The organism is Microvirga roseola (assembly GCF_020866965.1).
GTDB lineage: Bacteria > Pseudomonadota > Alphaproteobacteria > Rhizobiales > Beijerinckiaceae > Microvirga > Microvirga roseola.
In genome coordinates, this window is record NZ_JAJATX010000003.1 from 88521 (window position 1) to 110303 (window position 21783).

General features: G+C 65.3%; 19 protein-coding genes. 3 read left to right on the forward strand and 16 right to left on the reverse strand.

Going from position 1 to position 21783, the window contains the following annotated elements:
* Window positions 1-68: 68 nt before the first annotated feature.
* Window positions 69-2231, reverse strand: a complete 2163-nt coding sequence (locus LG661_RS03145; protein WP_230530413.1) for a primosomal protein N' — start codon at window positions 2229-2231, stop codon at window positions 69-71.
* A 76-nt stretch (window positions 2232-2307) separates the two neighbouring features.
* Here LG661_RS03145 and LG661_RS03150 point away from each other — a divergent pair, with 76 nt between their 5' ends.
* On the forward strand, window positions 2308-3270 hold the full coding sequence (locus tag LG661_RS03150; protein WP_230530414.1) for a tyrosine recombinase XerC: 963 nt from the start codon (window positions 2308-2310) through the stop codon (window positions 3268-3270).
* On the opposite strand, the gene LG661_RS03155 is transcribed toward LG661_RS03150, so the two are convergent.
* The 15 genes from LG661_RS03155 to sdhC all read right to left on the reverse strand — a co-directional run bounded on the left by LG661_RS03155 (window position 3255) and on the right by sdhC (window position 20165).
* Complete coding sequence (locus tag LG661_RS03155) at window positions 3255-4058, reverse strand: glycosyltransferase family 32 protein (protein ID WP_230530415.1); 804 nt, start codon at window positions 4056-4058, stop codon at window positions 3255-3257. The two genes, LG661_RS03150 and LG661_RS03155, sit on opposite strands and share 16 nt — an antisense overlap.
* A gap of 178 nt (window positions 4059-4236) precedes the next feature.
* On the reverse strand, window positions 4237-4860 hold the full coding sequence (locus LG661_RS03160) for a thymidine kinase (protein ID WP_230530416.1): 624 nt from the start codon (window positions 4858-4860) through the stop codon (window positions 4237-4239).
* 9 nt (window positions 4861-4869) lie between these two features.
* Entirely contained in the window at window positions 4870-6270 is a 1401-nt protein-coding gene (gene lpdA, locus LG661_RS03165) for a dihydrolipoyl dehydrogenase (protein ID WP_230530417.1), read from the reverse strand.
* 118 nt (window positions 6271-6388) lie between these two features.
* Window positions 6389-7603: a 2-oxoglutarate dehydrogenase complex dihydrolipoyllysine-residue succinyltransferase gene (gene odhB, locus LG661_RS03170; protein WP_230530418.1), complete on the reverse strand. Its 1215-nt coding sequence runs from the start codon at window positions 7601-7603 to the stop codon at window positions 6389-6391.
* A 61-nt stretch (window positions 7604-7664) separates the two neighbouring features.
* Complete coding sequence (locus LG661_RS03175) at window positions 7665-10625, reverse strand: 2-oxoglutarate dehydrogenase E1 component (RefSeq protein WP_230530419.1); 2961 nt, start codon at window positions 10623-10625, stop codon at window positions 7665-7667.
* 59 nt (window positions 10626-10684) lie between these two features.
* Window positions 10685-11572: a succinate--CoA ligase subunit alpha gene (sucD, locus tag LG661_RS03180; protein ID WP_230530420.1), complete on the reverse strand. Its 888-nt coding sequence runs from the start codon at window positions 11570-11572 to the stop codon at window positions 10685-10687.
* A gap of 12 nt (window positions 11573-11584) precedes the next feature.
* The gene (gene sucC, locus LG661_RS03185; protein WP_230530421.1) at window positions 11585-12784 is read right to left on the reverse strand and encodes an ADP-forming succinate--CoA ligase subunit beta; all 1200 of its coding nucleotides are present in this window, start codon (window positions 12782-12784) and stop codon (window positions 11585-11587) included.
* 69 nt (window positions 12785-12853) lie between these two features.
* Window positions 12854-13816 (reverse strand): malate dehydrogenase, encoded by a 963-nt coding sequence (mdh, locus tag LG661_RS03190; RefSeq protein WP_230530422.1) that lies wholly within the window; start codon window positions 13814-13816, stop codon window positions 12854-12856.
* A gap of 230 nt (window positions 13817-14046) precedes the next feature.
* The gene (locus LG661_RS03195) at window positions 14047-14679 is read right to left on the reverse strand and encodes a TetR/AcrR family transcriptional regulator (protein ID WP_230530423.1); all 633 of its coding nucleotides are present in this window, start codon (window positions 14677-14679) and stop codon (window positions 14047-14049) included.
* Window positions 14676-15869 carry a cell division protein ZapE gene (zapE, locus tag LG661_RS03200; RefSeq protein ID WP_230530424.1) on the reverse strand — a complete coding sequence of 398 codons (1194 nt, stop codon included), beginning with the start codon at window positions 15867-15869 and terminating at the stop codon, window positions 14676-14678. Before zapE ends, LG661_RS03195 begins: the two co-directional genes overlap by 4 nt.
* Window positions 15870-15933: 64 nt before the next feature.
* On the reverse strand, window positions 15934-16545 hold the full coding sequence (locus tag LG661_RS03205) for an AprI/Inh family metalloprotease inhibitor (protein WP_230530425.1): 612 nt from the start codon (window positions 16543-16545) through the stop codon (window positions 15934-15936).
* Between the two features lie 165 nt (window positions 16546-16710).
* Window positions 16711-17493, reverse strand: coding sequence for a succinate dehydrogenase iron-sulfur subunit (locus LG661_RS03210; RefSeq protein ID WP_230530426.1), 783 nt, complete (start codon window positions 17491-17493; stop codon window positions 16711-16713).
* 14 nt (window positions 17494-17507) lie between these two features.
* Window positions 17508-19331: a succinate dehydrogenase flavoprotein subunit gene (gene sdhA / locus LG661_RS03215; protein ID WP_230530427.1), complete on the reverse strand. Its 1824-nt coding sequence runs from the start codon at window positions 19329-19331 to the stop codon at window positions 17508-17510.
* 11 nt (window positions 19332-19342) lie between these two features.
* Window positions 19343-19756, reverse strand: a complete 414-nt coding sequence (sdhD, locus tag LG661_RS03220) for a succinate dehydrogenase, hydrophobic membrane anchor protein (RefSeq protein WP_230530428.1) — start codon at window positions 19754-19756, stop codon at window positions 19343-19345.
* A gap of 13 nt (window positions 19757-19769) precedes the next feature.
* Window positions 19770-20165: a succinate dehydrogenase, cytochrome b556 subunit gene (gene sdhC / locus LG661_RS03225; RefSeq protein ID WP_230530429.1), complete on the reverse strand. Its 396-nt coding sequence runs from the start codon at window positions 20163-20165 to the stop codon at window positions 19770-19772.
* A 202-nt stretch (window positions 20166-20367) separates the two neighbouring features.
* On the opposite strand from sdhC, the gene LG661_RS03230 reads away from it, so the two are divergent.
* Window positions 20368-21258 carry a LysR family transcriptional regulator gene (locus LG661_RS03230; RefSeq protein WP_230530430.1) on the forward strand — a complete coding sequence of 297 codons (891 nt, stop codon included), beginning with the start codon at window positions 20368-20370 and terminating at the stop codon, window positions 21256-21258.
* A gap of 84 nt (window positions 21259-21342) precedes the next feature.
* Window positions 21343-21780, forward strand: coding sequence for an SRPBCC family protein (locus tag LG661_RS03235; protein ID WP_230530431.1), 438 nt, complete (start codon window positions 21343-21345; stop codon window positions 21778-21780).
* Window positions 21781-21783 lie beyond the last annotated feature (3 nt).

Sequence of the window (21783 nt, forward strand, 5' to 3'; positions counted from 1 at the left end):
GCGACCTGAGCGCTACGCGCGATAACATCTCGGGCAGAGGTGGGATTCAGGGTTAAGACGCGCTCGGATCACAGGAAGCTCTGAGGATCCACGTCGATGGCGACCCGGGTGTTGCCTCGGGTCTTCGGGCAGCGGGTCATCCAGTCGCGCAAATATCCCTGAAGGTCGACCTCACGCTCCGTCTTGACCAGCAGCCGGTAGCGATAGCGACCCCGGATCAGGGCGAGCGGGGCCTCGGCGGGGCCGAGCACGGCGACCCCGGGCGGCGGCTCCGCCGCAAGGGCCATGGCGCGGGCGTGCCCCTCCGCCGCCTCCCGCTCCGTAGCGGAAACGATAAGGGAGGCGAGCCGCCCGAAGGGGGGCAGGCCCGCCATTTCGCGGACCCGGGTCTCCTCTCGATAGAACCGCTCGGCGTCCCCCGAGACCAGGGCCGCGATGACCGGGTGGTCCGGCTGCCAGGTCTGGACCAGGGCCCGCCCCGGCTTCTCGCCGCGCCCGGCGCGGCCCGTGACCTGCTGGAGGAGCTGGAAAGTGCGCTCGGCCGCCCGCGGATCGCCGGAAGTCAGGCCGATATCCGCGTCCAGCACCCCGACCAGGGTCATGAGCGGAAAGTTGTGCCCCTTTGCGACGAGCTGGGTGCCGATGACGATGTCGAACTGGCCTGCCGCGATGGCGGCGAGCTCCGCCCGCAGCCGCTCCGTGCCGCCGGGCATATCGCTGGAGAGCACGATGCAGCGCCTGTCGGGAAAGAGCTCAGCCACCTCTTCTGCGATCCGCTCCACGCCCGGCCCGCAGGGGACCAGCGAATCGATGCTGCCGCACTCGACGCAGGCCTGAGGCACCCGCTCCACATGTCCGCAATGGTGGCAGACGAGGGAGCGCCGGAAGCGGTGCTCCACGAGCCAGGCCGAACAGTTCGGACATTCGTAGCGGTGGGCGCAGGACCGGCAGAGGGTGAGCGGGGCATAGCCGCGCCGGTTGAGGAAGAGCAGCGCCTGCTCACCCTGCTCCACCGTCTGCTCGACGGCGGTCACGAGCGTGGGCGAGAGCCAGCGCCCTTTCGGGATGGTTTCCTTGCGCAGGTCCACGGTCCGGATCTGCGGGAGGGAGCGCCCGCCGAACCGTTCGGGAAGGCGCACATGGCGGTAGCGCCCGCGCTCCACATTGACCCGGCTCTCGATGGAGGGCGTGGCGGACGCCAGAATCACGGGGGCATTCTCGATCTTGCCCCGAACGACCGCCATGTCGCGGGCGTGGTAATGCACCCCGTCGTCCTGCTTGTAGGCGGTCTCGTGCTCCTCATCGACCACGATGAGACCGAGATCGGCGTAAGGCAGGAACAGGGCCGACCGGGCGCCCGCGACCACCTTCACCTCGCCCGATGCGATGCCGGCATAAAGGCGCTCGCGCTTGCGGCCGGTCACGCCCGAATGCCAGGTGGCGGGCTTGACCCCGAACCGGGCCGAGAACCGGTCGAGGAACTGGGCGGTGAGCGCGATCTCGGGCATGAGAATCAGCGCCTGCCTGCCCTTACGCACGGCTTCGGCCACCGCCTCGAAATAGACCTCCGTCTTGCCGGACCCGGTGACGCCTTCAAGCAGGATGACGGGCGGGTGCTCCTCGGCCAGGGCGGCGACGAGCGTGTCGGCGGCCGATTGCTGCCCGTCCGAGAGGCCCGCCTTGCCGAAATCGGGATCGGGCCTTTCGGCCACCGGTTCCTGGAGCAGAGCGACCGTCTCGAGCGTCCCCTCGTCGATCAGCCCGTCGACGACTCCGACGCTGACGCCCGCCTCCTGGGCGAGTTCGCGCTTGAGGCGCACCAGCCCGCTCTCGGCCGCCGCGATGACGCGCTGGCGGGCCGGGGTCATGCGCTTGGGCAAAGCGCCGGAGAGCTTTACCCCGACTCGGACCACCTCCGGACGGTCGCCGTCGGGAAGCTTGAGGCCCATGGCGAGCGCCGAACCCTTGGGCGCCAGAGTATACCAGGCCACCCAGTCCAGGAATTTGCGCATCGTGGGCGACAGGCTCGGCGCGTCGATGACCTCCGTCACCTTCTTGAGGTTTCCCCCCTGCCCTTCCCGCAAGCCCCAGACGACGCCCGCCACCTCGCGGGTGGCCAGCGGCACCTGCACCACGTCCCCCTCCTCGAGGGCGAGGCCATCCGGCACGGCATAGGAATAGGCCGTGTCCAGCGCCAGCGGGATGAGGACATCGGCAATGCGGGCTGTCATTCGGAAGGAGTTAACCTGTGCCTGTTATGGGTCCTGCCTTGCATAAAGCGGGACCATGTCAAGCAGCGATTCGAAAATGGCCGCAGAGCTCGCCCTTCCCGGTGCGGCGGATACGCAGCGGGAAACGATGGCCTGGCTCGCCTCGCTGGCCAAGGAGCGACGGCTGTCCCCCAAGACCGTCGAGGCCTATGCCCGAGACCTGAGGCAGTTTCTCGCCTTCCTGACGAATCACTTAGGCGAGCCGCCGGGCGTGAAGGCGGTGCTCGGCTTGAAGCCTCTCGACATCCGCTCCTTCCTCGCCGCCCGGCGCATGGATGCGGTGGGAAGCCGCTCCCTCATGCGCCAGCTCGCGGCTCTGCGCTCCTTCGCCCGGCACCTCGAGCGGGAGGGCCATGGCACGGCCTCGGCTTTTGCGGCGATTCGCACCCCGAAGGTGGACAAGAACCTGCCCCGGCCCCTTTCCGCCTCCTCGGCGGTGGCCGTGACGGATAGGGAGACGCGGGCGGACGAGAGCCGCAAGCCCTGGATCCTGGCGCGGGATGCCGCCGTCCTCTCGCTTCTCTACGGGGCGGGCCTGCGCATTTCCGAAGCGCTCGGCCTCCAGCGGCGCGATGCGCCGATCCATGGAACCGACACGATCACGGTCACCGGGAAGGGCGGCAAGATGCGCAGCGTCCCCGTGATCCCGCCGATCCAGCGGGCAGTGGAGGAGTATCTCCATCTCTGTCCCTACCCGCTTTCACCGGAGGGGCCGCTTTTCGTGGGCGCGCGCGGCGGACCGCTTTCCCCGCGCATCATCCAGTTGGCCGTCGAGGAGCTCCGCGGCGCTCTAGGTCTCCCCGACAGCGCCACGCCTCATGCCCTGCGCCACTCCTTCGCCACGCATCTTCTGGCCAAGGGCGGCGACCTGCGCGGCATCCAAGAGCTTCTCGGTCATGCCTCGCTCTCGACCACGCAGCTCTACACGAAGGTGGATGCAGCGCGGCTCATGGATGCGTTCAATGCGGCGCATCCGCGGGCTGGCTACAAGACTCCATAGTTGTCGGAAAGAGTAGCAACATAAGGCCGCAGCCACTGAGAGAAGATGCTGTTACTGGCCCGTACATGCCCAGGTGTAAGGCCTGCGAGATAGGCATTCCAGGCAAGCGACTCCCAGAGATGGTTGGCGTAGAGGCCTTGCACCTCATCTTGCGAGGTAGATGTGAACAATGTGCGAAGCGCCTCTTCATCCCATAAAGGCCAGTAGAAGGCATTGTGCGGAAGGGTGATGATGTCGCTGGGGTAAGCTTGCGCCAAGCGCTTGGGCAGAGCGACAGAGTGCTCCGCCCAATATCTTCCACCCGGCACGTCGTTGCGGAATGAACGGTATTCGTCACGCCACCGGTGCAGGAAAGGCGCGTCAGGCTCTGCAAGGATGACGGCATTGGCGAGGCCGTAAGCGCCGTCGACGCCCTCCTGTCCCAGGACAACCGAATGACCGAGCAAATCGTCAAAGCTACGGTGCACAATGACATCAACGTCTAGGTAGATGCCACCGTGCTCTAGCAGTCTATCGAGACGCAGAACGTCGGCGCGGTGGGCATAATGATGAATGGAATTGCCGAACACCTCAGTCGGCGCCTTTACCGGGATAACCTCCACGAGCGCCCGCGTCAGGTCCCACCATGGCCCTTTCGGCTGGTGCTCACAGTAGAAGAAAATACGATCAGGTCTGAGATGGTGAATCGCGCTGGCGACACATGCGTAATGCACCATGCTCCAGGGACGGCCACCGAAATCGGGCGTGAGACCGAAGCAGTAGTGCAGAACGCGGGGAATTCTGTTCATTAAAAGGATTCGCTCTGAGCAGGAAAGACCTATTTTCGATTCCTCCGTCATACTATTATAACGTAACCGTACCGGCCTTCTGAAACGTTCCTGCTTGTCTGCGACTTTTTCTCCTGAGGCCTGTTTAAAACCAGCCCTCGGGTGAGCAAGGCTGCTTTTCCAATCAGCTGCCGCCGCCCTACTCCGCCGCCACCGCGGGCGCCAGGAGCTGCCGGGCGGCGGGACCGATATCGCCCTTCGTCCAGTGCGGGCGGCAGACGGAGACGTAGCGGCCCTCGCCGCCGATCTCGATGACAGGCCCCGAGCGGACCGCCTCGCCGTTGGGATCGTATTTCAGAATCATCGTGGCCTTGCGGCCGCAATGGCAAAGCTGCTTGATCTCCTGGAAATCCTCGGCCAGCGCCATAATGGTGGCGATGGCATCGCTGAACAGCGTGCCGTACACGTTGTTCTTCAGCCCATAGGCCATGACCGGGATCTTCAGCTCGTCGACGATCCAGGCCAGCTGGCGGACCTGGTCCGCCGTCATGAACTGGACCTCGTCGATGAGCACGACGGTCACCGGCTTCTGGGCATGCTCCGCCGAGACGAGGGCGCCGATGTCGTCGCTCTTCTTCAAGGGGATCGCATCGGCCTCAAGGCCGATGCGGGATTTCACCTTGCCGACGCCGAAACGGTCGTCGATCAGGCTCGTGCACAGCAGCACGTTGCCACCGTTCTCGATGTAGTTGTAGCGAACCTGCAGGAGATGGGTCGTCTTTCCCGCATTCATCACCGAGTAGATGAAGTGAAGCTTTGCCATGAATCCATGTTACATATGGATGGCGCGCTTTTCGACTGCGAGAGCGGCTTCCTTCACAGCTTCCGCAAGCGTCGGGTGCGCGTGGCAGGTGCGGGCCATATCCTCGGAAGAAGCGCCGAACTCCATGGCGATGGCCGCCTCGTGGATGAGGTTCCCGGCTTCCGGCCCGACGATATGAACGCCGAGCACCTTGTCGGTCGCGGCGTCGGCCAGGATCTTCACGAAGCCGTCCGTGGTGCGGTTCACCTTGGCGCGGCCATTGGCCGTGAAGGGGAACTTGCCCGCGTTGTAGGCGATGCCTGCGGTCTTGAGCTCCTCCTCGGTCTTGCCCACGGAGGCGACTTCGGGGAAGGTATAGACCACGCTCGGGATCACGTCGTAATTCACGTGGCCCGCCTTGCCGGAGAGGATCTCGGCCACGGCCACGCCCTCGTCCTCCGCCTTGTGGGCGAGCATGGGGCCTGCGATCACGTCGCCGATGGCGTAGATGCCGGGAACGTTGGTGGCTAAGTGGGCATCGGTGACGACGCGGCCGCGATTGTCCTTCGCGACGCCGACCTCGTCGAGGCCGAGGCCTTGCGTGTAGGGCACGCGGCCGATCGCGACGAGCACCACGTCGGCCTCGATGGTTTCCGCAGCGCCACCGGCGGCGGGCTCGAAGGTCAGTATCGCGCCTTTGCCCGTCTTCTCGACCTTCGTCACCTTGGCCCCCAGCTTGAACTGGAAGCCCTGCTTGCCGAGGATGCGCTGGAAGTTCTTGGCGACCTCGCCGTCCATGCCCGGCAGGATGCGGTCGAGATATTCCACCACGATCACTTCCGCGCCCAGACGACGCCACACGGAGCCGAGCTCCAGGCCGATCACGCCCGCGCCGATGACGACGAGGCGCTTCGGCACGCTCTCCAGTTCCAGCGCGCCGGTGGAGGACACCACCACCTTCTCGTCGATCTCGATGCCGGGTAGGCGCGTCACGTCCGAGCCCGTGGCGATGAGGATGTTCTTGGTCTCGAGCGTCTGCTTGGAGCCGTCTTCCGCCGTCACCTCCACCTTGCCGGGAGCGGCGATGCGGCCTGCCCCGATGAAGGCGTCGATCTTGTTCTTCTTGAGCAGGAACTCGACGCCCTTGGTGTTGCCGTCGACGCCTTCCTGCTTGAAGGCCTGCATCTTCTTCAGATCCAGGCTCGGCGCGCTGACGCCGATGCCGAGGTCAGCAAAGTGGTCGCGCGCATCCTCGAACATGTGCGAGGCGTGCAGCAGCGCCTTTGACGGAATGCAGCCGACATTGAGGCAGGTGCCGCCATGGGTCTTGCGCTTCTCGACGACGGCGGTCTTGAGGCCGAGTTGGGCGGCGCGGATGGCGGCCACGTAGCCGCCGGGGCCGGTGCCGATGACGATGAGATCGTAGGACATTTCTTGTCTCCACTTAACGTCATGCCCGGACTTGATCCGGGCATGCACGTCTTGTCTTTCGGTTTGGAGGCGTGGGTGGCCGGGACAGGCCCGGCCATGACGCGGATTGAAGTGTTTCTTACAGGTCGAGCACGAGGCGGGCCGGATCCTCCAGCGCCTCCTTGATCCGCACGAGGAAGGTTACGGCTTCCTTGCCGTCGACGATGCGGTGATCGTAGGAGAGCGCGAGATACATCATCGGGCGCACGACGACCTGGCCGTTGCGGACCACCGGGCGATCCTCGATGCGGTGCATGCCGAGAATGCCGGATTGCGGCGCGTTGAGGATCGGCGTCGACATGAGCGAGCCGTAGATGCCGCCGTTGGTGATGGTGAAGGTGCCGCCCTGCATCTCGTCGATGGAGAGCTTGCCGTCGCGGGCGCGGCGGCCGAAATCGGCGATGGTCTTCTCGATGCCGGCGACCGAGAGCAGGTCCGCATCGCGCACCACAGGAACCACGAGGCCCTTCTCGGTGCCGACCGCAATGCCGATGTGGTAATAGTTCTTGTAGACGAGGTCCTGGCCGTCGATCTCCGCGTTGACCGCGGGAACGTCCTTGAGCGCCTGGATTACCGCCTTGGTGAAGAAGCCCATGAAGCCGAGCTTCGTGCCGTGCTTCTTCTCGAACACATCCTTGTACTGGCTGCGCAGGTTCATCACCGCGCTCATGTCCACGTCGTTGAACGTGGTGAGCATGGCGGCGGTGTTCTGGGCATCCTTCAGGCGGCGCGCGATCGTCTGGCGCAGCTTCGTCATCTTCACGCGCTCTTCACGCTCCGCATAGACCGGAGCGGAGGGGGCGCGCATCTGGACCGGTGCGGAAGGTGCGGAGGCGGCAGCGCCGCCCGTGGCGATGGCGGCGAGCATGTCGCCCTTCGTCACGCGGCCGTCCTTGCCCGTGCCGCCGACATTGGCCGGATTGACGCCGCTTTCCGCCGCAAGGCGGGCAACGGCCGGACCGTGATCCTTCGCGGCGCCGGGAGCGGCGGGCGCGGGAGCAGCAGCCGCCTTCGGAGCCTCCGCCTTGGGAGCCGCAGCAGGAGCCGCGGCTGCCCCGCCCTCGGTGATGGAGCCGAGCACCGCGCCGGGGCTCACGGTCTCGCCGTCCTTGGCGATGATCTCGCCGAGCGTGCCGCTCGCGGGAGCATTGACCTCGAGCGTCACCTTGTCGGTCTCGAGCTCGAGCACGGGCTCGTCGGCCTTCACGGGATCGCCGGGCTTTTTGAACCAGCGGCCGATGGTGGCCTCTGAAACGGATTCGCCGAGGGTGGGTACGCGGATTTCGGTTGCCATGGTCGTCTTACGGTTTCGGGGCGAGATCGCCCGTTGGAACGGTTGAGAACCTCCGCGGGGCTTAACCCGCGAAGGCCTCGTCGAGGAAAGCTTGCAGCTGAGCCAGATGCTTGGACATCAGGCCGGTGGCGGTGGCGGCGGAGGCAGGGCGGCCCACATAGCGCGGACGGTCCACCTTGGAGCCTGCGGTCTTGAGCACCCATTCGAGATAAGGCTCGACGAAGGTCCAGGAGCCCATGTTCTTGGGCTCTTCCTGGCACCACACCACGTCGGCCTTCTTGAAGCGCGCCAGCTCAAGGGCCAGCGATTTCGCCGGGAACGGGTAGAGCTGCTCGACGCGCAGAAGGTAGACATCGTCGATGCCCCGCTTCTCGCGCTCCTCGAGCAGATCGTAATAGACCTTGCCCGTGCAGATCACGACGCGCCGGATCTTGTCGTCCTTCACCAGCTTGACGCCCTCGGCCCCACGCTGTGCATCGTCCTGCAGCACACGGTGGAACGAGGTGCCCTCTGAGATCTCGGCAAGCGTCGAGGTGCAGCGCTTGTGGCGCAGCAGGCTCTTCGGCGTCATCAGGATCAGCGGCTTGCGGAAGTCGCGCTTCAGCTGGCGGCGCAGGATGTGGAAGTAGTTCGACGGAGTCGAGCAGTACGCCACCTGCATGTTGTCCTCGGCGCACATCTGGAGGAAGCGTTCCAGACGGGCGGAGGAGTGTTCCGGCCCCTGGCCCTCGTAGCCGTGCGGCAACAGACAGACGAGACCGGACATGCGCAGCCACTTGCGCTCACCCGACGAGATGAACTGGTCGAACACCACCTGGGCGCCGTTGGCGAAGTCGCCGAACTGGGCCTCCCACATGGTGAGCGCGTTCGGCTCGGAGAGGGTGTAGCCGTACTCGAAGCCGAGCACCGCCTCTTCCGAGAGCATCGAGTTGATGACCTCGTAGCGGGCCTGGTCCTCCGCGATATGGTTGAGGGGCGTATAACGCTCCTCATTCTCCTGGTCGGTGAGCACGGAATGGCGCTGCGAGAAGGTGCCGCGCTCGCAATCCTGGCCGGAGAGGCGCACCCGGTGGCCTTCCAGCAGGAGCGAACCGAAGGCGAGCGCCTCGGCCATGGCCCAGTCGATGCCCTGGCCGGTGTCCATCATCTTCTTGCGGTTGTCGAGGAAGCGCTGGATCGTGCGGTGAACGTTGAAGCCCTCCGGCACGCTCGTCAGGGCCTTGGCGATGCCCTGCAGAGTCTCGACCGCAACGCCGGTCTGACCGCGGCGCGGATCGTCCTGGTCCTCGCGCACGGCCTTGAGGCCCGACCACCGGCCATCGAGCCAGTCGGCCTTGTTGGGCTTGTAGTTGCTCGCGATGTCGAACTCGGCATCGAGCTTCGAGCGCCAGCTGCTCCTGACCTCCTCGATCTCGGCCTCGGTGAGAACGCCCTCGGCGACAAGCTTCTTGGAGTAGATCTCGACGATCGAGGGATGCTGGCGGATCTTGCGGTACATGAGCGGCTGGGTGAAAGCCGGCTCGTCGCCTTCGTTGTGGCCGAAACGACGGTAGCAGAACATGTCGATCACGACAGGCTTCTGGAACCGCTGACGGTACTCGGTCGCGACCTTCGCCGCGAAGACCACCGCCTCCGGATCGTCGCCGTTCACATGGAAGATCGGTGCCTCGACCATCTTCGCCACGTCCGACGGATAGGGCGAGGAGCGCGAGAAGCGCGGATCGGTGGTGAAGCCGATCTGGTTGTTGATGATGAAGTGGATCGAGCCGCCGGTGCGGTGGCCGCGCAGGCCCGACAGGCCCAGGCACTCCGCCACGACGCCCTGGCCCGCGAAGGCCGCGTCGCCGTGGATCAGGAGCGGCATGACCGCGCCGCGGTTTTCAGGCGTGCAGCCGTGCTGGTCCTGCTTGGCGCGAACCTTTCCGAGCACCACCGGATCCACGATCTCCAGGTGCGACGGATTGGCGGTGAGCGACAGGTGGACGTTGTTGCCGTCGAAGGAGCGGTCGGAGGACGCGCCGAGGTGGTATTTCACGTCGCCCGAGCCTTCCACGTCGTCCGGGGCGAAGGAGCCGCCCTTGAACTCGTGGAACAGCGCCCGGTGAGGCTTGCCCATGACCTGCGTGAGCACGTTGAGGCGGCCGCGATGGGCCATACCGAGCACGATCTCCTTCACGCCGAGATTGCCGCCGCGCTTGATGATCTGCTCGAGGGCCGGGATGAGCGACTCGCCGCCGTCCAGGCCGAAGCGCTTGGTGCCGGTGTAGCGGACATCGAGGAACTTCTCGAAGCCTTCCGCCTCGACGAGCTTGTTGAGGATCGCGCGCTTGCCCTGGTTGGTGAAGGTGATCTCCTTGTCCGGCCCCTCGATGCGCTCCTGAATCCAGGCCTTCTCCACCGGATCGGAGATGTGCATGAACTCGACGCCGAGCGTCTGGCAGTAGGTGCGCTCGAGAATGCCGACGATCTCGCGGATCGTGCCGAACTCGAGGCCGAGCACGTTGTCGAGGAAGATTTTGCGGTCCCAGTCGGCTTCCGTGAAGCCGTAATGGGAGGGATGCAGTTCCTCGTCGCTCGGGCGCGGATTGATGTCGAGGGGATCGAGCTTGGCATGCAGGTGGCCGCGCACGCGATAGGCGCGGATCAGCATGATGGCGCGCACGGAATCGCGGGTCGCCTGCTGCACGTCGGCTTGGCTGATCTCGGCGCCCTTGGCCTGCGCCTTCGCCTTGATCTTGTCGCCGACTGCCTTCTCGACCTGCGCCCAGTTGCCGTCGAGGGCGGAAATCAGTTCGCCATTGGCAGGGATCGGCCAGTTCGGCTTCTCCCAGGAGGGGCCGCTGGCTGCCTTCTCCACCGCCTGCTTGTCATCCTTCAGCGCGCCGAAAAACGCCTGCCACTCGGCGTCGACCGAAGCAGGATCCTTTTCGTAACGGGCGTGAAGCTCCTCGATATAGGACGCGTTCGCCCCATAGAGGAAAGCGGTATTGAGGAATTGTTCGTTGGCGTCTTGGCGTGCCATGGCAAATGTCTACCCAAAAGAGAGTTGGCCGCCCCTGTGCCGGGGCGGCCCTTTGTCGGTTATCGGCCCTTGAGAACCTCGACCAAGGTTTTTCCAAGGCGGGCCGGAGACGGGGACACGCGGATGCCCGCAGCCTCCATGGCGGCTATCTTGTCTTCCGCCCCGCCCTTGCCGCCGGAGATGATCGCGCCGGCATGGCCCATGCGGCGACCGGGGGGAGCCGTGCGGCCGGCGATGAAGCCGACCATCGGCTTCTTGCGGCCCCTCTTGGCCTCGCGGGCGATGAACTCGGCCGCCTCTTCCTCGGCCGAGCCGCCGATCTCGCCGATCATGACGATCGACTCGGTCTTGGGATCGGAGAGGAACATGTCGAGCATCTCGATGAACTCGGTGCCCTTCACCGGATCGCCGCCGATGCCGACCGCGGTCGTCTGGCCGAGGCCCTCGTTGGTGGTCTGGAACACGGCCTCGTAGGTGAGCGTGCCGGAGCGCGACACGATGCCCACCGAGCCGGGCTTGAAGATGTTGGCCGGCATGATGCCGATCTTAGACTCGCCGGCGGTCACGATGCCGGGGCAGTTGGGGCCAATGAGGCGCGACTTCGAGGCGTCGAGGGCGCGCTTCACACGCACCATGTCCTGCACCGGAATGCCTTCCGTGATGCAGACGATGAGCGGGATCTCGGCGTCGATCGCCTCGCAGATGGCGTCGGCAGCGCCCGGCGGCGGAACATAGACGACCGAGGCGTCGGCGCCGGTCTTCTCGCGCGCCTCGCGCACCGTGTCGAACACGGGCAGGTTCAGGTGCGTGGAGCCGCCTTTGCCCGGCGAGGTGCCGCCGACCATCTTGGTGCCGTAGGCGATGGCCTGCTCGGAATGGAAGGTCCCGTTCTTGCCGGTAAAGCCCTGGCAGATGACCTTGGTGTTCTTGTCGATGAGAATGGACATCAGCTCGAAACCTTACTTTCCGCCGCGCACGGCGTTCACGATCTTCTGGGCGGCGTCGTCGAGGTCGTCCGCCGGAATCACGTTGAGGCCGGATTCGCGGATGATCTTCTTGCCTTCCTCGACATTCGTGCCTTCGAGGCGCACCACCAGCGGAACCTGTAGGCCGACCGCCTTCACGGCGGCGAGAACGCCGCGGGCGATGACGTCGCACTTCATGATGCCGCCGAAGATGTTGACGAGGATGCCCTTCACGTTCGGATCGGCGGTGATGATCTTGAAGGCCGCCGTCACCTTCTCCTCCGATGCGCCGCCGCCGACATCGAGGAAGTTCGCCGGCTCCTCGCCGTAGAGCTTGATGATGTCCAGCGTCGCCATCGCGAGGCCCGCGCCGTTGACCATGCAGCCGATGGTACCGTCGAGCGCGATATAGGCGAGGTCATACTTGGAGGCCGCGATCTCCTTCTCGTCCTCCTCGGTGATGTCGCGCAGCTCCATCACCTCGGGGTGACGGTAGAGGGCGTTGGAGTCGAAGGAGATCTTGGCGTCGAGGCACTTGAGGTGGCCGTCCTTGGTGACGATGAGCGGGTTGATCTCGAGCATCTCCATGTCCTTCGCGGTGAAGGCCTTGTAGAGCTTGGTCACGAGATCCCCCGCCTCCTTGGCGAGCGAGCCTTCGAGGCCGAGCGCCTTGGCGACGTTGCGGCCGTGATAGGGCATCACGCCGGTGGCGGGATCGATGGAGAAGGTCAGGATCTTCTCAGGGGTGTCGTGGGCGACCTGCTCGATGTCCATGCCGCCTTCCGTCGAGACGACGAAAGCGACGCGGCCCGTGGCGCGGTCCACGAGCATGGAGAGGTAGAACTCGCTCTCGATGTCGGAGCCGTCCTCGATATAGAGGCGGTTGACCTGCTTGCCCGCTTCGCCGGTCTGCACGGTGACGAGCGTCTTGCCGAGCATCTGCTGGGCGAAAAGCTTCACCTCGTCCACGGACTTGGCGAGGCGCACGCCGCCCTTCTCGCCGGCCTCAGGCTCCTTGAACTTGCCCTTGCCGCGGCCGCCGGCATGGATCTGGGACTTCACCACCCAGAGCGGGCCGCCGAGTTCCTTGGCGGCGGCTTCCGCCTCGTCGGCGGAGAAGATGGCGCGGCCATTGGAGACGGGCAGGCCGAACTCCTTCAGGATGGCTTTGCCTTGATATTCATGGATGTTCATTCGTTTCTCTCCGCGTCAGCGGTTGAAGACCTGGATGGCCGGCACGAGGCCGGCCATGACGTGTCAGGTTTAGGCCAGAGCCGGGTTGATCTGCTTGCAGGCGTCCACGAGGCCCTGCACCGAGGCAACGGACTTCTCGAACATGGCCTTCTCCTCGGCGGAGAACGAAACCTCGACGATGCGCTCGACGCCGTTCTCGCCGATCACGATCGGCACGCCCACGAACATGTCCTTCACGCCATACTGGCCGGTGAGATAGGCAGCGCAGGGCAGGACGCGCTTCTTGTCCTTGAGATAGCTCTCGGCCATGGCGATGGCGGAAGCAGCCGGCGCATAGAAGGCCGAGCCGGTCTTGAGCAGGTTGACGATCTCGCCGCCCCCTTTGCGGGTCCGCTCGACCATGGCGTCGAGCTTCTCCTGGGAGGTCCAGCCCATCTTCACGAGGTCGGGCAGCGGAACGCCGGCGACGGTGGAGTAGCGCACCAGGGGCACCATGTCGTCGCCGTGGCCGCCGAGCACGAAGGCGGTCACGTCCTCGACCGACACGTTGAACTCCTCGGCCAGGAAGTGACGGAAACGGGCCGAGTCTAGGACGCCGGCCATGCCGACGATCTTCTCAGGCTTCAGGCCCGAGAACTTCTGGAGCGCCCACACCATGGCGTCGAGGGGATTGGTGATGCAGATGACGAAGGCGTTCGGGGCATATTGCTTGATGCCGTTGCCGACGGCTTCCATGACCTTCAGGTTGATGCCGATGAGGTCGTCGCGGCTCATGCCGGGCTTGCGCGGCACGCCGGCGGTGACGATGATCACGTCAGCGCCTTGAATAGCGGCATAGTCGTTGGCGCCCTTGTACTTGGCGTCGAACCCGTCGACCGGCGCGGATTCCGCGATGTCGAGACCTTTGCCCTGGGGAATGCCTTCCGCGATGTCGAAGAGAACGACGTCGCCGAGTTCCTTCAAGCCGACGAGATGGGCGAGGGTTCCGCCGATCTGGCCAGCGCCGATGAGCGCGATCTTTTTCCGGGCCATGGTTTGTCCTTGGGTGTTGATGAGGCGCAAGCCTTCCTAAAAGGTGGCGCTGTTTGACACGAGAAATGGGACCGCTTCAAGCCAACAAAAGGTTAAACGGCAAGGGTTTAGGCCATCGAGAGCCCCCCAGAAGGCCCGACCCTCTCCGTTTGCGCTTGAACTTCATGGGGTTAGCTGATGCTAACCATTCCGAAAATTCATGTTACATTTTCGAGAATTTGTAACAAGGCCTAGACACTGCCATTGGCGAGCGCCCGCAGGATCACGCGGATCATGGCGGCCAAGCGCTGGCCGAGAATATACTGCGGCACCTCCGCATCCAGGCGGACGGTCAGGGGATTGATAAAGCGGTAAACCGCATCGCTGATGAAGGCCAGAGCCCTCTCCCGGTCCCGCGGGTCGAACTTGGTGGTCACGATGCCTTCGTCCAGGACCCGCTCGATCAGCTGCCGCATCCGGGCCCGGTGCCGCCGGATCAGGGGACGGGAGGTTTCCGTGGCGGCGCAATAGACGTCGAAGAGGTTCCGATCCTCCTCCAGAAGCTCCCGGTGGGTGCGGGCCCAGGCCTGGAGCAGGCGCTCCAGCTTGTCGTCGGCCGGATCGGGGGCATCCGCGATCTCGGCGATGATGGCCTCGAGCCGCCGGAGCCATTGCTCCGCGACGGCATCGATCAGCGCGGCTTTCGATGCAAAGTAGCGGTAGACATTGGCATGGGTCATGCCGGCCGCATCCGCAATGCTCACCACCGTCACATGGCGCGGCCCGAACCGCTTGAGCTGATCGGCGGCGATGGCGAGAAGCCGGGTATCGGCCGGAACGGCAGCCTCCGCCATGCGGGCAGGGATGCCGCGGGGCCGCCTCATGTCTCGACGAGCCCCGTCGTTTGCCCCTCATCGGCCGAGTCGATCCTTCCATGCGGGAGCGACAGGTACTCCTCGGACCGCATCTCGATGAGGCGGGATACGGTGCGGTCGAACTCGAAGGCCTCCCGCCCCGTATCGGCCTGGTAGAGATCCGGCGCCTCGGCTTCCGCGGACGCGAGCAGCTTCACGTGGGCGTCGTAGAGTGCGTCGATGAGCATGATGAAGCGCTTGGCCTCGTTGCGCCGCTCAAGCGTCATCTTCGGGATGTTCTCGAGGACGACCGTGTGGAACTCCTCCGCCACGGCGAGGTAGTCGGCCGCACCCAGGGGCTTGGCGCAGAGATCCGCGAAGGAGAAGCGTGCGACGCCGCTCGCGGCTTCGGGCACCTCGACCGGGTGGCCCTTGACGGTCAGGGTCAGGGGCTTGCCGTGCTCGCGACCGGTGAGGCGCTTGAAGGCCTTCGTCAGAGCCTCGTGGGATTGCGCGTCGGCCGGAGCATAGAAGACCGGGCTTCCCGCCAGTTTCTCAAGGCGGAAATCCGTGCGGGATTCGAGCTTCACCACATTCATCCGCTCCTGCAGGAGAGAGATGAAGGGCAGGAAGAGCGAGCGATTGAGACCGCCCTCGTAGAGCCGGCCCGGCTCCACATTGGAGGTCGCCACCACCACGACCCCGCGGGAGAAGAGCGCCGTGAAGAGACGCCCCAGGATCATGGCGTCGGCGATGTCCGTGACCGTGAACTCATCGAAGCAGAGGACCCAGGCCTCGTCCGCCAGGGCATCGGCCACGGGGCCGATAGGATCGTCTCCCTTGACCTCTCCTGCTTTAAGCTTCTGCCGGTAGGCGTGGATGCGCTCGTGAACGTCCGCCATGAAGGCGTGGAAATGGACCCGGCGCTTGCGCCTCACCGGCAGCGCCTCGAAGAAGAGGTCCATGAGCATGGTCTTGCCGCGCCCGACGGAGCCCCAGACATAGAGCCCCTTGGGCGGCGCGGGATTCTTCTTGCCGAAGAGCCAGCCGAGAGCGCTCGGCTTGCGGGCGAGCCGGTAGGAGCCAAGGCTTCCTGCCAGCGCCTCCAGGCGCTTCAGCAGCGCCACCTGCGCAGGGTCGCGTTCGATGGCGCCCGACGCCACGAGGGCGTCGTATCGGGCCGTGATGGAATGGGGAGAGGTGAGATGAGGCTCGGTCACGGACTGACCGATACCGCTCCCCTCACCCAAGCGCAAATGTCTTATCGTCCAAGGCTCAAATGTCTTATCGTCCAAGGCTCAGCGGTGCGCCGGACTTGGAGAGAGCGCCGCTGAGCGAGGAGGACGAGCCGCGCAGGCGCGCCGTGACCGAGCCGCCGGTCTGGTAGAGATAGACCTCGCCGTCCCGGTAGTCCCAGGCGTTGACCTTGGACAGGTCCTGGTTGGAGCAGCCAGAGGTGGAAGCCCGGTAGAGGTCGAGCGCAGGAGAGCTCGACAGCTGGACGCGGCAGGTGCCGCCGGACGCCTCGCGGGCGGTCCAAGTGCCGACCATGGCGGTGCGGCTGGTGGGAGCGGCGGGAGCCGGAGCGGCGACGACCGGAGGGGGAGCGGCAGGGGGCAGACCGGCGATGTCGGTGCCGGGAGGCGCATCCATGATGCCCGGGGCCATGGGCGCTCCCGCGACCGGGGGCAGCGGCTGACCGTCGATGGGCGGCAGCGGAGAGGCCTCGACCGGCCCGGACGGCACCGCCTCGACGGGCTCGGAGGCGCGGGGAGCGGCCATGGCGCCGCGGGTCGGGGAGCCGCCGAAACCTCCGAGGCGGCTCGAGGAGCATGCGCCGAGCGCCAGGGCGGAGCAGAGCGTTGCGGTCACGATCCAGAGCGAGCTTCTCATCATTGTCCTCGTCATCCTTGGCCGTCGTCGGCGGCCTCTAGCGGCACCTTTCTCCAGACGCCGGAATAGGATCCTAGGGCGGAAAGATCCGAATTTCGACATATGGGATAGCGGCCCATAAAAAAAGGCGCACGAGGCGCCTTTTCGAGAAGGTGTTGCGGGGAAGCGTCACACGGCCCGCGCGATCATCATCTTCTTGACCTCGGCGATGGCCTTCGCCGGGTTCAGGCCCTTGGGGCAGGTGTTGGCGCAGTTCATGATCGTGTGGCAGCGGTAGAGCCGGAACGGATCATGCAGGTTGTCCAGGCGCTCGCCGGTGGCCTCGTCGCGGCTGTCGATGAGCCAGCGATAGGCCTGGAGCAGAGCCGCGGGACCTAAGAACCGGTCGCCGTTCCACCAGTAGCTCGGGCAGGAGGTGGTGCAGCAGGCGCAGAGAATGCACTCGTAGAGGCCATCGAGCTTGGAGCGCTCCTCCGGCGTCTGCCGCCACTCGGTCTCCGGCGCCGCCGTCTCCGTCTGGAGCCAGGGCTCGATGGAGGCGTGCTGGGCGAAGAAGCTCGTGAGGTCCGGCACCAGATCCTTCAGCACCGGCATGTGCGGCAGCGGATAGATCTTGATCGAATCCGACGCGCAATCCTCGATGCCGAGGGTGCAGGCGAGCGTGTTCTTGCCCATGATGTTCATGGCGCAGGACCCGCAGATGCCCTCGCGGCAGGAGCGGCGGAAGGTCAGCGTCGCATCGACGTTGTTCTTGATCCACAGAAGCGCATCGAGAACCATCGGCCCGCAATCGTCCCGGTCGATGTAATAGGTGTCGATGCGCGGATTCGCGCCGTCATCCGGATTCCAGCGGTAGATGCGGAATTCCTGAAGGTTGTTAGCCCCGACCGGCTTCGGCCAAGTCTTACCTTCGGTGTATTTTGAGTTTTTGGGAAGCGTGAACTGAGCCATCGTTGCGTTCTTCCTTAGTACACGCGAGCCTTCGGCTCGATGTACTGGATCTCGTTCGACATGGTGTAGGTGTGCACCGGACGGTAGTCGAGCGTCACCTTGTGGGTGGTGTCGTCGAGCCAGGCGAGGGTGTGCTTCATCCAGTTCTTGTCGTCCCGGTCCGCGAAGTCCTCGCGCGCATGGGCGCCGCGGGATTCCTGGCGGTTGGCCGCGCCTTCCATGGTGACGACGGCCTGGCCGATCAGGTTGTCGAACTCCAGCGTCTCGATCAGGTCCGTGTTCCAGATCAGCGAGCGGTCCGTGACCCTCACGTCGGCGGCCTTGTTCCAGACCTGGTGGATGAGCTGCTTACCTTCCTCGAGCACCTCGCCGGTGCGGAAGACGGCGCAGTTGTTCTGCATGGTCTTCTGCATGTCGAGCCGCAGTTCGGCGGTGGGAGTCGAGCCGTTGGCATAGCGGAACTTGTCGAGGCGCGAGAGTGCCAGCTCGTCAGCGCCCTTCGGCAGGTCGGAGTGCTTGGCGTTCGGCTCCACGATTTCGGCGCAGCGCAGGCCCGCCGCGCGGCCGAAGACCACGAGGTCGATGAGGGAGTTGGAGCCGAGACGGTTCGCGCCGTGGACGGACACACAGGCCGCCTCGCCGAGCGCCATCAGGCCCGGCACCACCGTGTCCGGGTTGCCGTTTTTGAGCGTCAGCACTTCGCCGTGATAGTTCGTGGGGATGCCGCCCATGTTGTAGTGGACGGTCGGCAGGACCGGGATCGGCTCCTTCGTGACGTCCACGCCCGCGAAGATCTTCGCGCTCTCCGAGATGCCGGGCAGGCGCTCGTGCAGGATCTTCGGGTCGAGATGGTCGAGGTGGAGATAGATGTGGTCCTTGTTCTTGCCCACGCCGCGGCCTGCGCGGATCTCCATAGTCATCGCGCGGGAGACCACGTCGCGGGAGGCGAGGTCCTTTGCGGAGGGAGCATAACGCTCCATGAAGCGCTCGCCCTCGGAGTTGGTGAGGTAACCGCCCTCGCCGCGCGCGCCTTCGGTGATGAGGCAGCCCGCGCCGTAGATGCCGGTCGGGTGGAACTGCACGAACTCCATGTCCTGCAGGGGCAGGCCTGCGCGCAGCACCATGGCGTTGCCGTCGCCCGTGCAGGTATGGGCGGAGGTCGCCGAGAAATACGCGCGTCCATAACCGCCCGTGGCGAGGATCGTCATGTGGGCGCGGAAGCGGTGGATCTCGCCCGTCGTCATGTTGAGGGCGACGACGCCGATGCAGCGGCCCTCGTCGTTCATCATGAGGTCGAGGGCGAAGTACTCGATGAAGAAGTTGGTCTGGTTGCGCACCGCCTGGCCGTAGAGGGTGTGCAGGATCGCGTGGCCCGTGCGGTCGGCGGCGGCGCAGGTGCGCTGGGCGGTGCCCTTGCCGTATTCGGTGGTCATGCCGCCGAAGGGGCGCTGATAGATCTTGCCTTCCGCCGTGCGGGAGAAGGGAACGCCCCAGTGCTCCAGCTCATAGACGGCGGCGGGCGCGTTGCGGCAGAGATACTCGATGGCGTCCTGGTCGCCGAGCCAGTCCGACCCCTTCACGGTGTCGTACATGTGCCAGCGCCAATCGTCCGGGCCCATGTTGCCGAGCGATGCGGAGATGCCGCCCTGAGCCGCCACCGTATGCGAGCGGGTCGGGAACACTTTGGTGATGCAGGCGGTGCGAAGGCCGGCCTGCGAGCAGCCGACGGTGGCGCGAAGACCTGCGCCGCCCGCGCCCACCACCACCACGTCAAAGGTGTGGTCGACGATCGTGTAGGCCTTGCCGTTGATGGCTGCGCCGTTCGTTGCTTGAGCCATGATGATGTTCCTTAAACGATGCGGCCGAGGCTGACTTTGACGATGGCGTAGAGGCAGGCAACCGCGATGACCGCAGCGTAGAAGTTGTTCGCGATGGTCGCCGCAAGCAGCCACCCCTTCTGGTGGATGTAGTCCTCGATCGGCAGCTGCATGCCGAGCCGCATGTGGTTCGTGACCGAGAGCACGGCGAGGATCAGGATGATCGCCACCAGAGGATGCGAGACGATGGCGATCGCCTCCGCATAATTGCTGCCGGCGAGAGTCGCGACGATGAAGACGAAGGCGATGATGAGCGGAATGTTGGAGACCGCCGTCATGCGGTGGAGCCACCAATGCTCCACGCCGTGACCGGCTGCGCCGAGACCCTTCGCGCGGGCGAGCGGGGTGCGCATGGAGCGGCTGGTGTCGTAGCGATTGTCAACCATGGTGCGTCTCCCGTTAGCCGAGCAGGAAGGCGGCGGCCCAGAGCACGATGGTGAGCGTGACCGAGCCGATGAGGGTGAAGCGGGCCATGTTGATCCGCTGGGTGGCTTCCATGCCGTAGCCGAAATCCCACACGAGATGGCGGATGCCGCCGAGCATGTGGTGGATCAGGATCCAGCTGTAGACGAACAGGATCAGGAGCCCGAGGGGCGAGCCGAAGAAGTCCTGCACGGCCTCGAAGGCGTCCGGACCGGAGGCCAGGGCCACGAGCCAGACGGCAAGGAGGGCGATGCCGACATAGAGGGCCCCGCCCGTGATGCGGTGGAAGATGGACATGGCCATCGTCCAGCTCCACCGATAGATCTGAAGATGCGGGGACAGCGGCCTGGGGGCCGTTTTCGCCTCAGCCATGGGTTTACTCCTGATCGGCGACCGTGTGTCGCGCCTAGTTTGGAACGGTTCCTATCGGATGCGCGGCAACACCGCAATGCGCCTTCCGCACGACAGGGCGACAGCAGGCACACTTCGTCAGCGGCGAAATGTGCGTTAAGCTCGCCCTCTACGCAATTTGTAATTATTCTTATCTACCTTCGCGAACGACGAAGGGAGTCCCATGCAGTTCGACCTAACCGATCTGAGCCTCTTCCGCCACGTGGTGGAGGCGGGCAGCATCACCCACGGGGCGGAGCGGGCCCATCTGGCGCTCGCCGCCGCCAGCACCCGCATCCGCAACATGGAAAAGTCGCTGGGTGCGCCCCTTCTCCTGCGCAACCGCCAGGGCGTGACGCCCACCCCCGCAGGCCGCACCCTGCTCCAGCATGCCCGGGCCATGCTGGCCCAGGCCGAGCGCCTGCGGGACGATCTGGGCTCCTTCACAGGGGGCCTTGCCGGCCAGATCCGGATTCTGTCCAACACCAACGCCCTTACCGAATTCCTGCCCGAGGCGCTGGGGGCCTTCCTCGCCGGCCATCCGCAGGTCTCCATCGATCTCGAGGAGCGCCTGAGCGACGAGATCGTGGGGCTGATCGCCGAGGGCGTGGGCGATATCGGCATCGTAGCGGGCACGGTCGATACCGGCCGGCTCGAGACCTACCCCTTCCGCAGCGACCGCTTCGTGCTGGTCGTACCGCAGGGCCATCCCCTCGCCGCCCGTCCCGGCATCGCCTTCGCCGAGGTGCTGGAGCACGACTTCGTCGGCCTCGATCGGGCGAGCGCCCTGCAGCGGTTCCTGGCGGGCAAGGCGGCCCGCATCGGCGTCCCCTTGCGTTTGCGGGTGCAGTTGCGCAGCTTCGATGCGGTCTGCCGCATGGTGGAGGCGGGCGTCGGCGTCGGCATCGTCCCCGAAACCACGGCCCAGCGCGCCGCCCGCACCACGGCCATCGCCATCGTCGCGCTGGAGGATGCCTGGGCCGCCCGCGACCTGACCCTGTGCATCAGGTCCTTGAAGGAGCTGCCCCCCTCGGCGCGGCAGCTGGTGGAGCACTTGCGACGAGATGGCGTTTGAGCCGCCGTCCGGCGATCCTCCCGTCATGCTGGAAATAGTCTCGAAATAGTGTTTCAATTCGGCGGTCAAGCAGTCGAGCCGCCCATGATCCTCACGCATTCCATCGAAATCCAGGCGCCCCGGGAGCGCGTATTCGCTCATCTCAGCGATCCGGACAAGGTGAAGCAATGGGCGCAGGGGACGGAGGAGCGGATCTATCTCACCCCGGAGCCGCACGGGGTGGGGACGCGTTTCAAGCAGCGGATCCGCGAGGGCCGTCAGGTCAACGAATACGACGGCGAGATCCTGGCCTACGAGCCTTCGTCGCACCTGCGGGTCCGTATGACGCGGGGCTCCACGGCCATGACCCTGGATTGCCGTCTCTCAGGCTCCTCTTCGGGAGTTACACACCTCGATCAGAGCCTGACAGCGGTGTTCGGAGGCCTGTTCATCCGAGCGGTGGCCCGTCTGTTCTCCCCCTTCATCCGTCAGCTCATGCGCAAGCAGGCCAATGCGCTTAAGGAACTGGCCGAAAAACCGTGAGCG

Coding starts and splice junctions, on each gene's coding strand:
- LG661_RS03145 (WP_230530413.1), bottom strand. CDS start 2,231: ATGACAGCCCGCATTGCCGATGTCCTCATCCCGCTGGCGCTGGACACG.
- LG661_RS03150 (WP_230530414.1), top strand. CDS start 2,308: ATGGCCGCAGAGCTCGCCCTTCCCGGTGCGGCGGATACGCAGCGGGAA.
- LG661_RS03155 (WP_230530415.1), bottom strand. CDS start 4,058: ATGAACAGAATTCCCCGCGTTCTGCACTACTGCTTCGGTCTCACGCCC.
- LG661_RS03160 (WP_230530416.1), bottom strand. CDS start 4,860: ATGGCAAAGCTTCACTTCATCTACTCGGTGATGAATGCGGGAAAGACG.
- lpdA (WP_230530417.1), bottom strand. CDS start 6,270: ATGTCCTACGATCTCATCGTCATCGGCACCGGCCCCGGCGGCTACGTG.
- odhB (WP_230530418.1), bottom strand. CDS start 7,603: ATGGCAACCGAAATCCGCGTACCCACCCTCGGCGAATCCGTTTCAGAG.
- LG661_RS03175 (WP_230530419.1), bottom strand. CDS start 10,625: ATGGCACGCCAAGACGCCAACGAACAATTCCTCAATACCGCTTTCCTC.
- sucD (WP_230530420.1), bottom strand. CDS start 11,572: ATGTCCATTCTCATCGACAAGAACACCAAGGTCATCTGCCAGGGCTTT.
- sucC (WP_230530421.1), bottom strand. CDS start 12,784: ATGAACATCCATGAATATCAAGGCAAAGCCATCCTGAAGGAGTTCGGC.
- mdh (WP_230530422.1), bottom strand. CDS start 13,816: ATGGCCCGGAAAAAGATCGCGCTCATCGGCGCTGGCCAGATCGGCGGA.
- LG661_RS03195 (WP_230530423.1), bottom strand. CDS start 14,679: ATGAGGCGGCCCCGCGGCATCCCTGCCCGCATGGCGGAGGCTGCCGTT.
- LG661_RS03205 (WP_230530425.1), bottom strand. CDS start 16,545: ATGATGAGAAGCTCGCTCTGGATCGTGACCGCAACGCTCTGCTCCGCC.
- LG661_RS03210 (WP_230530426.1), bottom strand. CDS start 17,493: ATGGCTCAGTTCACGCTTCCCAAAAACTCAAAATACACCGAAGGTAAG.
- sdhA (WP_230530427.1), bottom strand. CDS start 19,331: ATGGCTCAAGCAACGAACGGCGCAGCCATCAACGGCAAGGCCTACACG.
- sdhD (WP_230530428.1), bottom strand. CDS start 19,756: ATGGTTGACAATCGCTACGACACCAGCCGCTCCATGCGCACCCCGCTC.
- sdhC (WP_230530429.1), bottom strand. CDS start 20,165: ATGGCTGAGGCGAAAACGGCCCCCAGGCCGCTGTCCCCGCATCTTCAG.
- LG661_RS03230 (WP_230530430.1), top strand. CDS start 20,368: ATGCAGTTCGACCTAACCGATCTGAGCCTCTTCCGCCACGTGGTGGAG.
- LG661_RS03235 (WP_230530431.1), top strand. CDS start 21,343: ATGATCCTCACGCATTCCATCGAAATCCAGGCGCCCCGGGAGCGCGTA.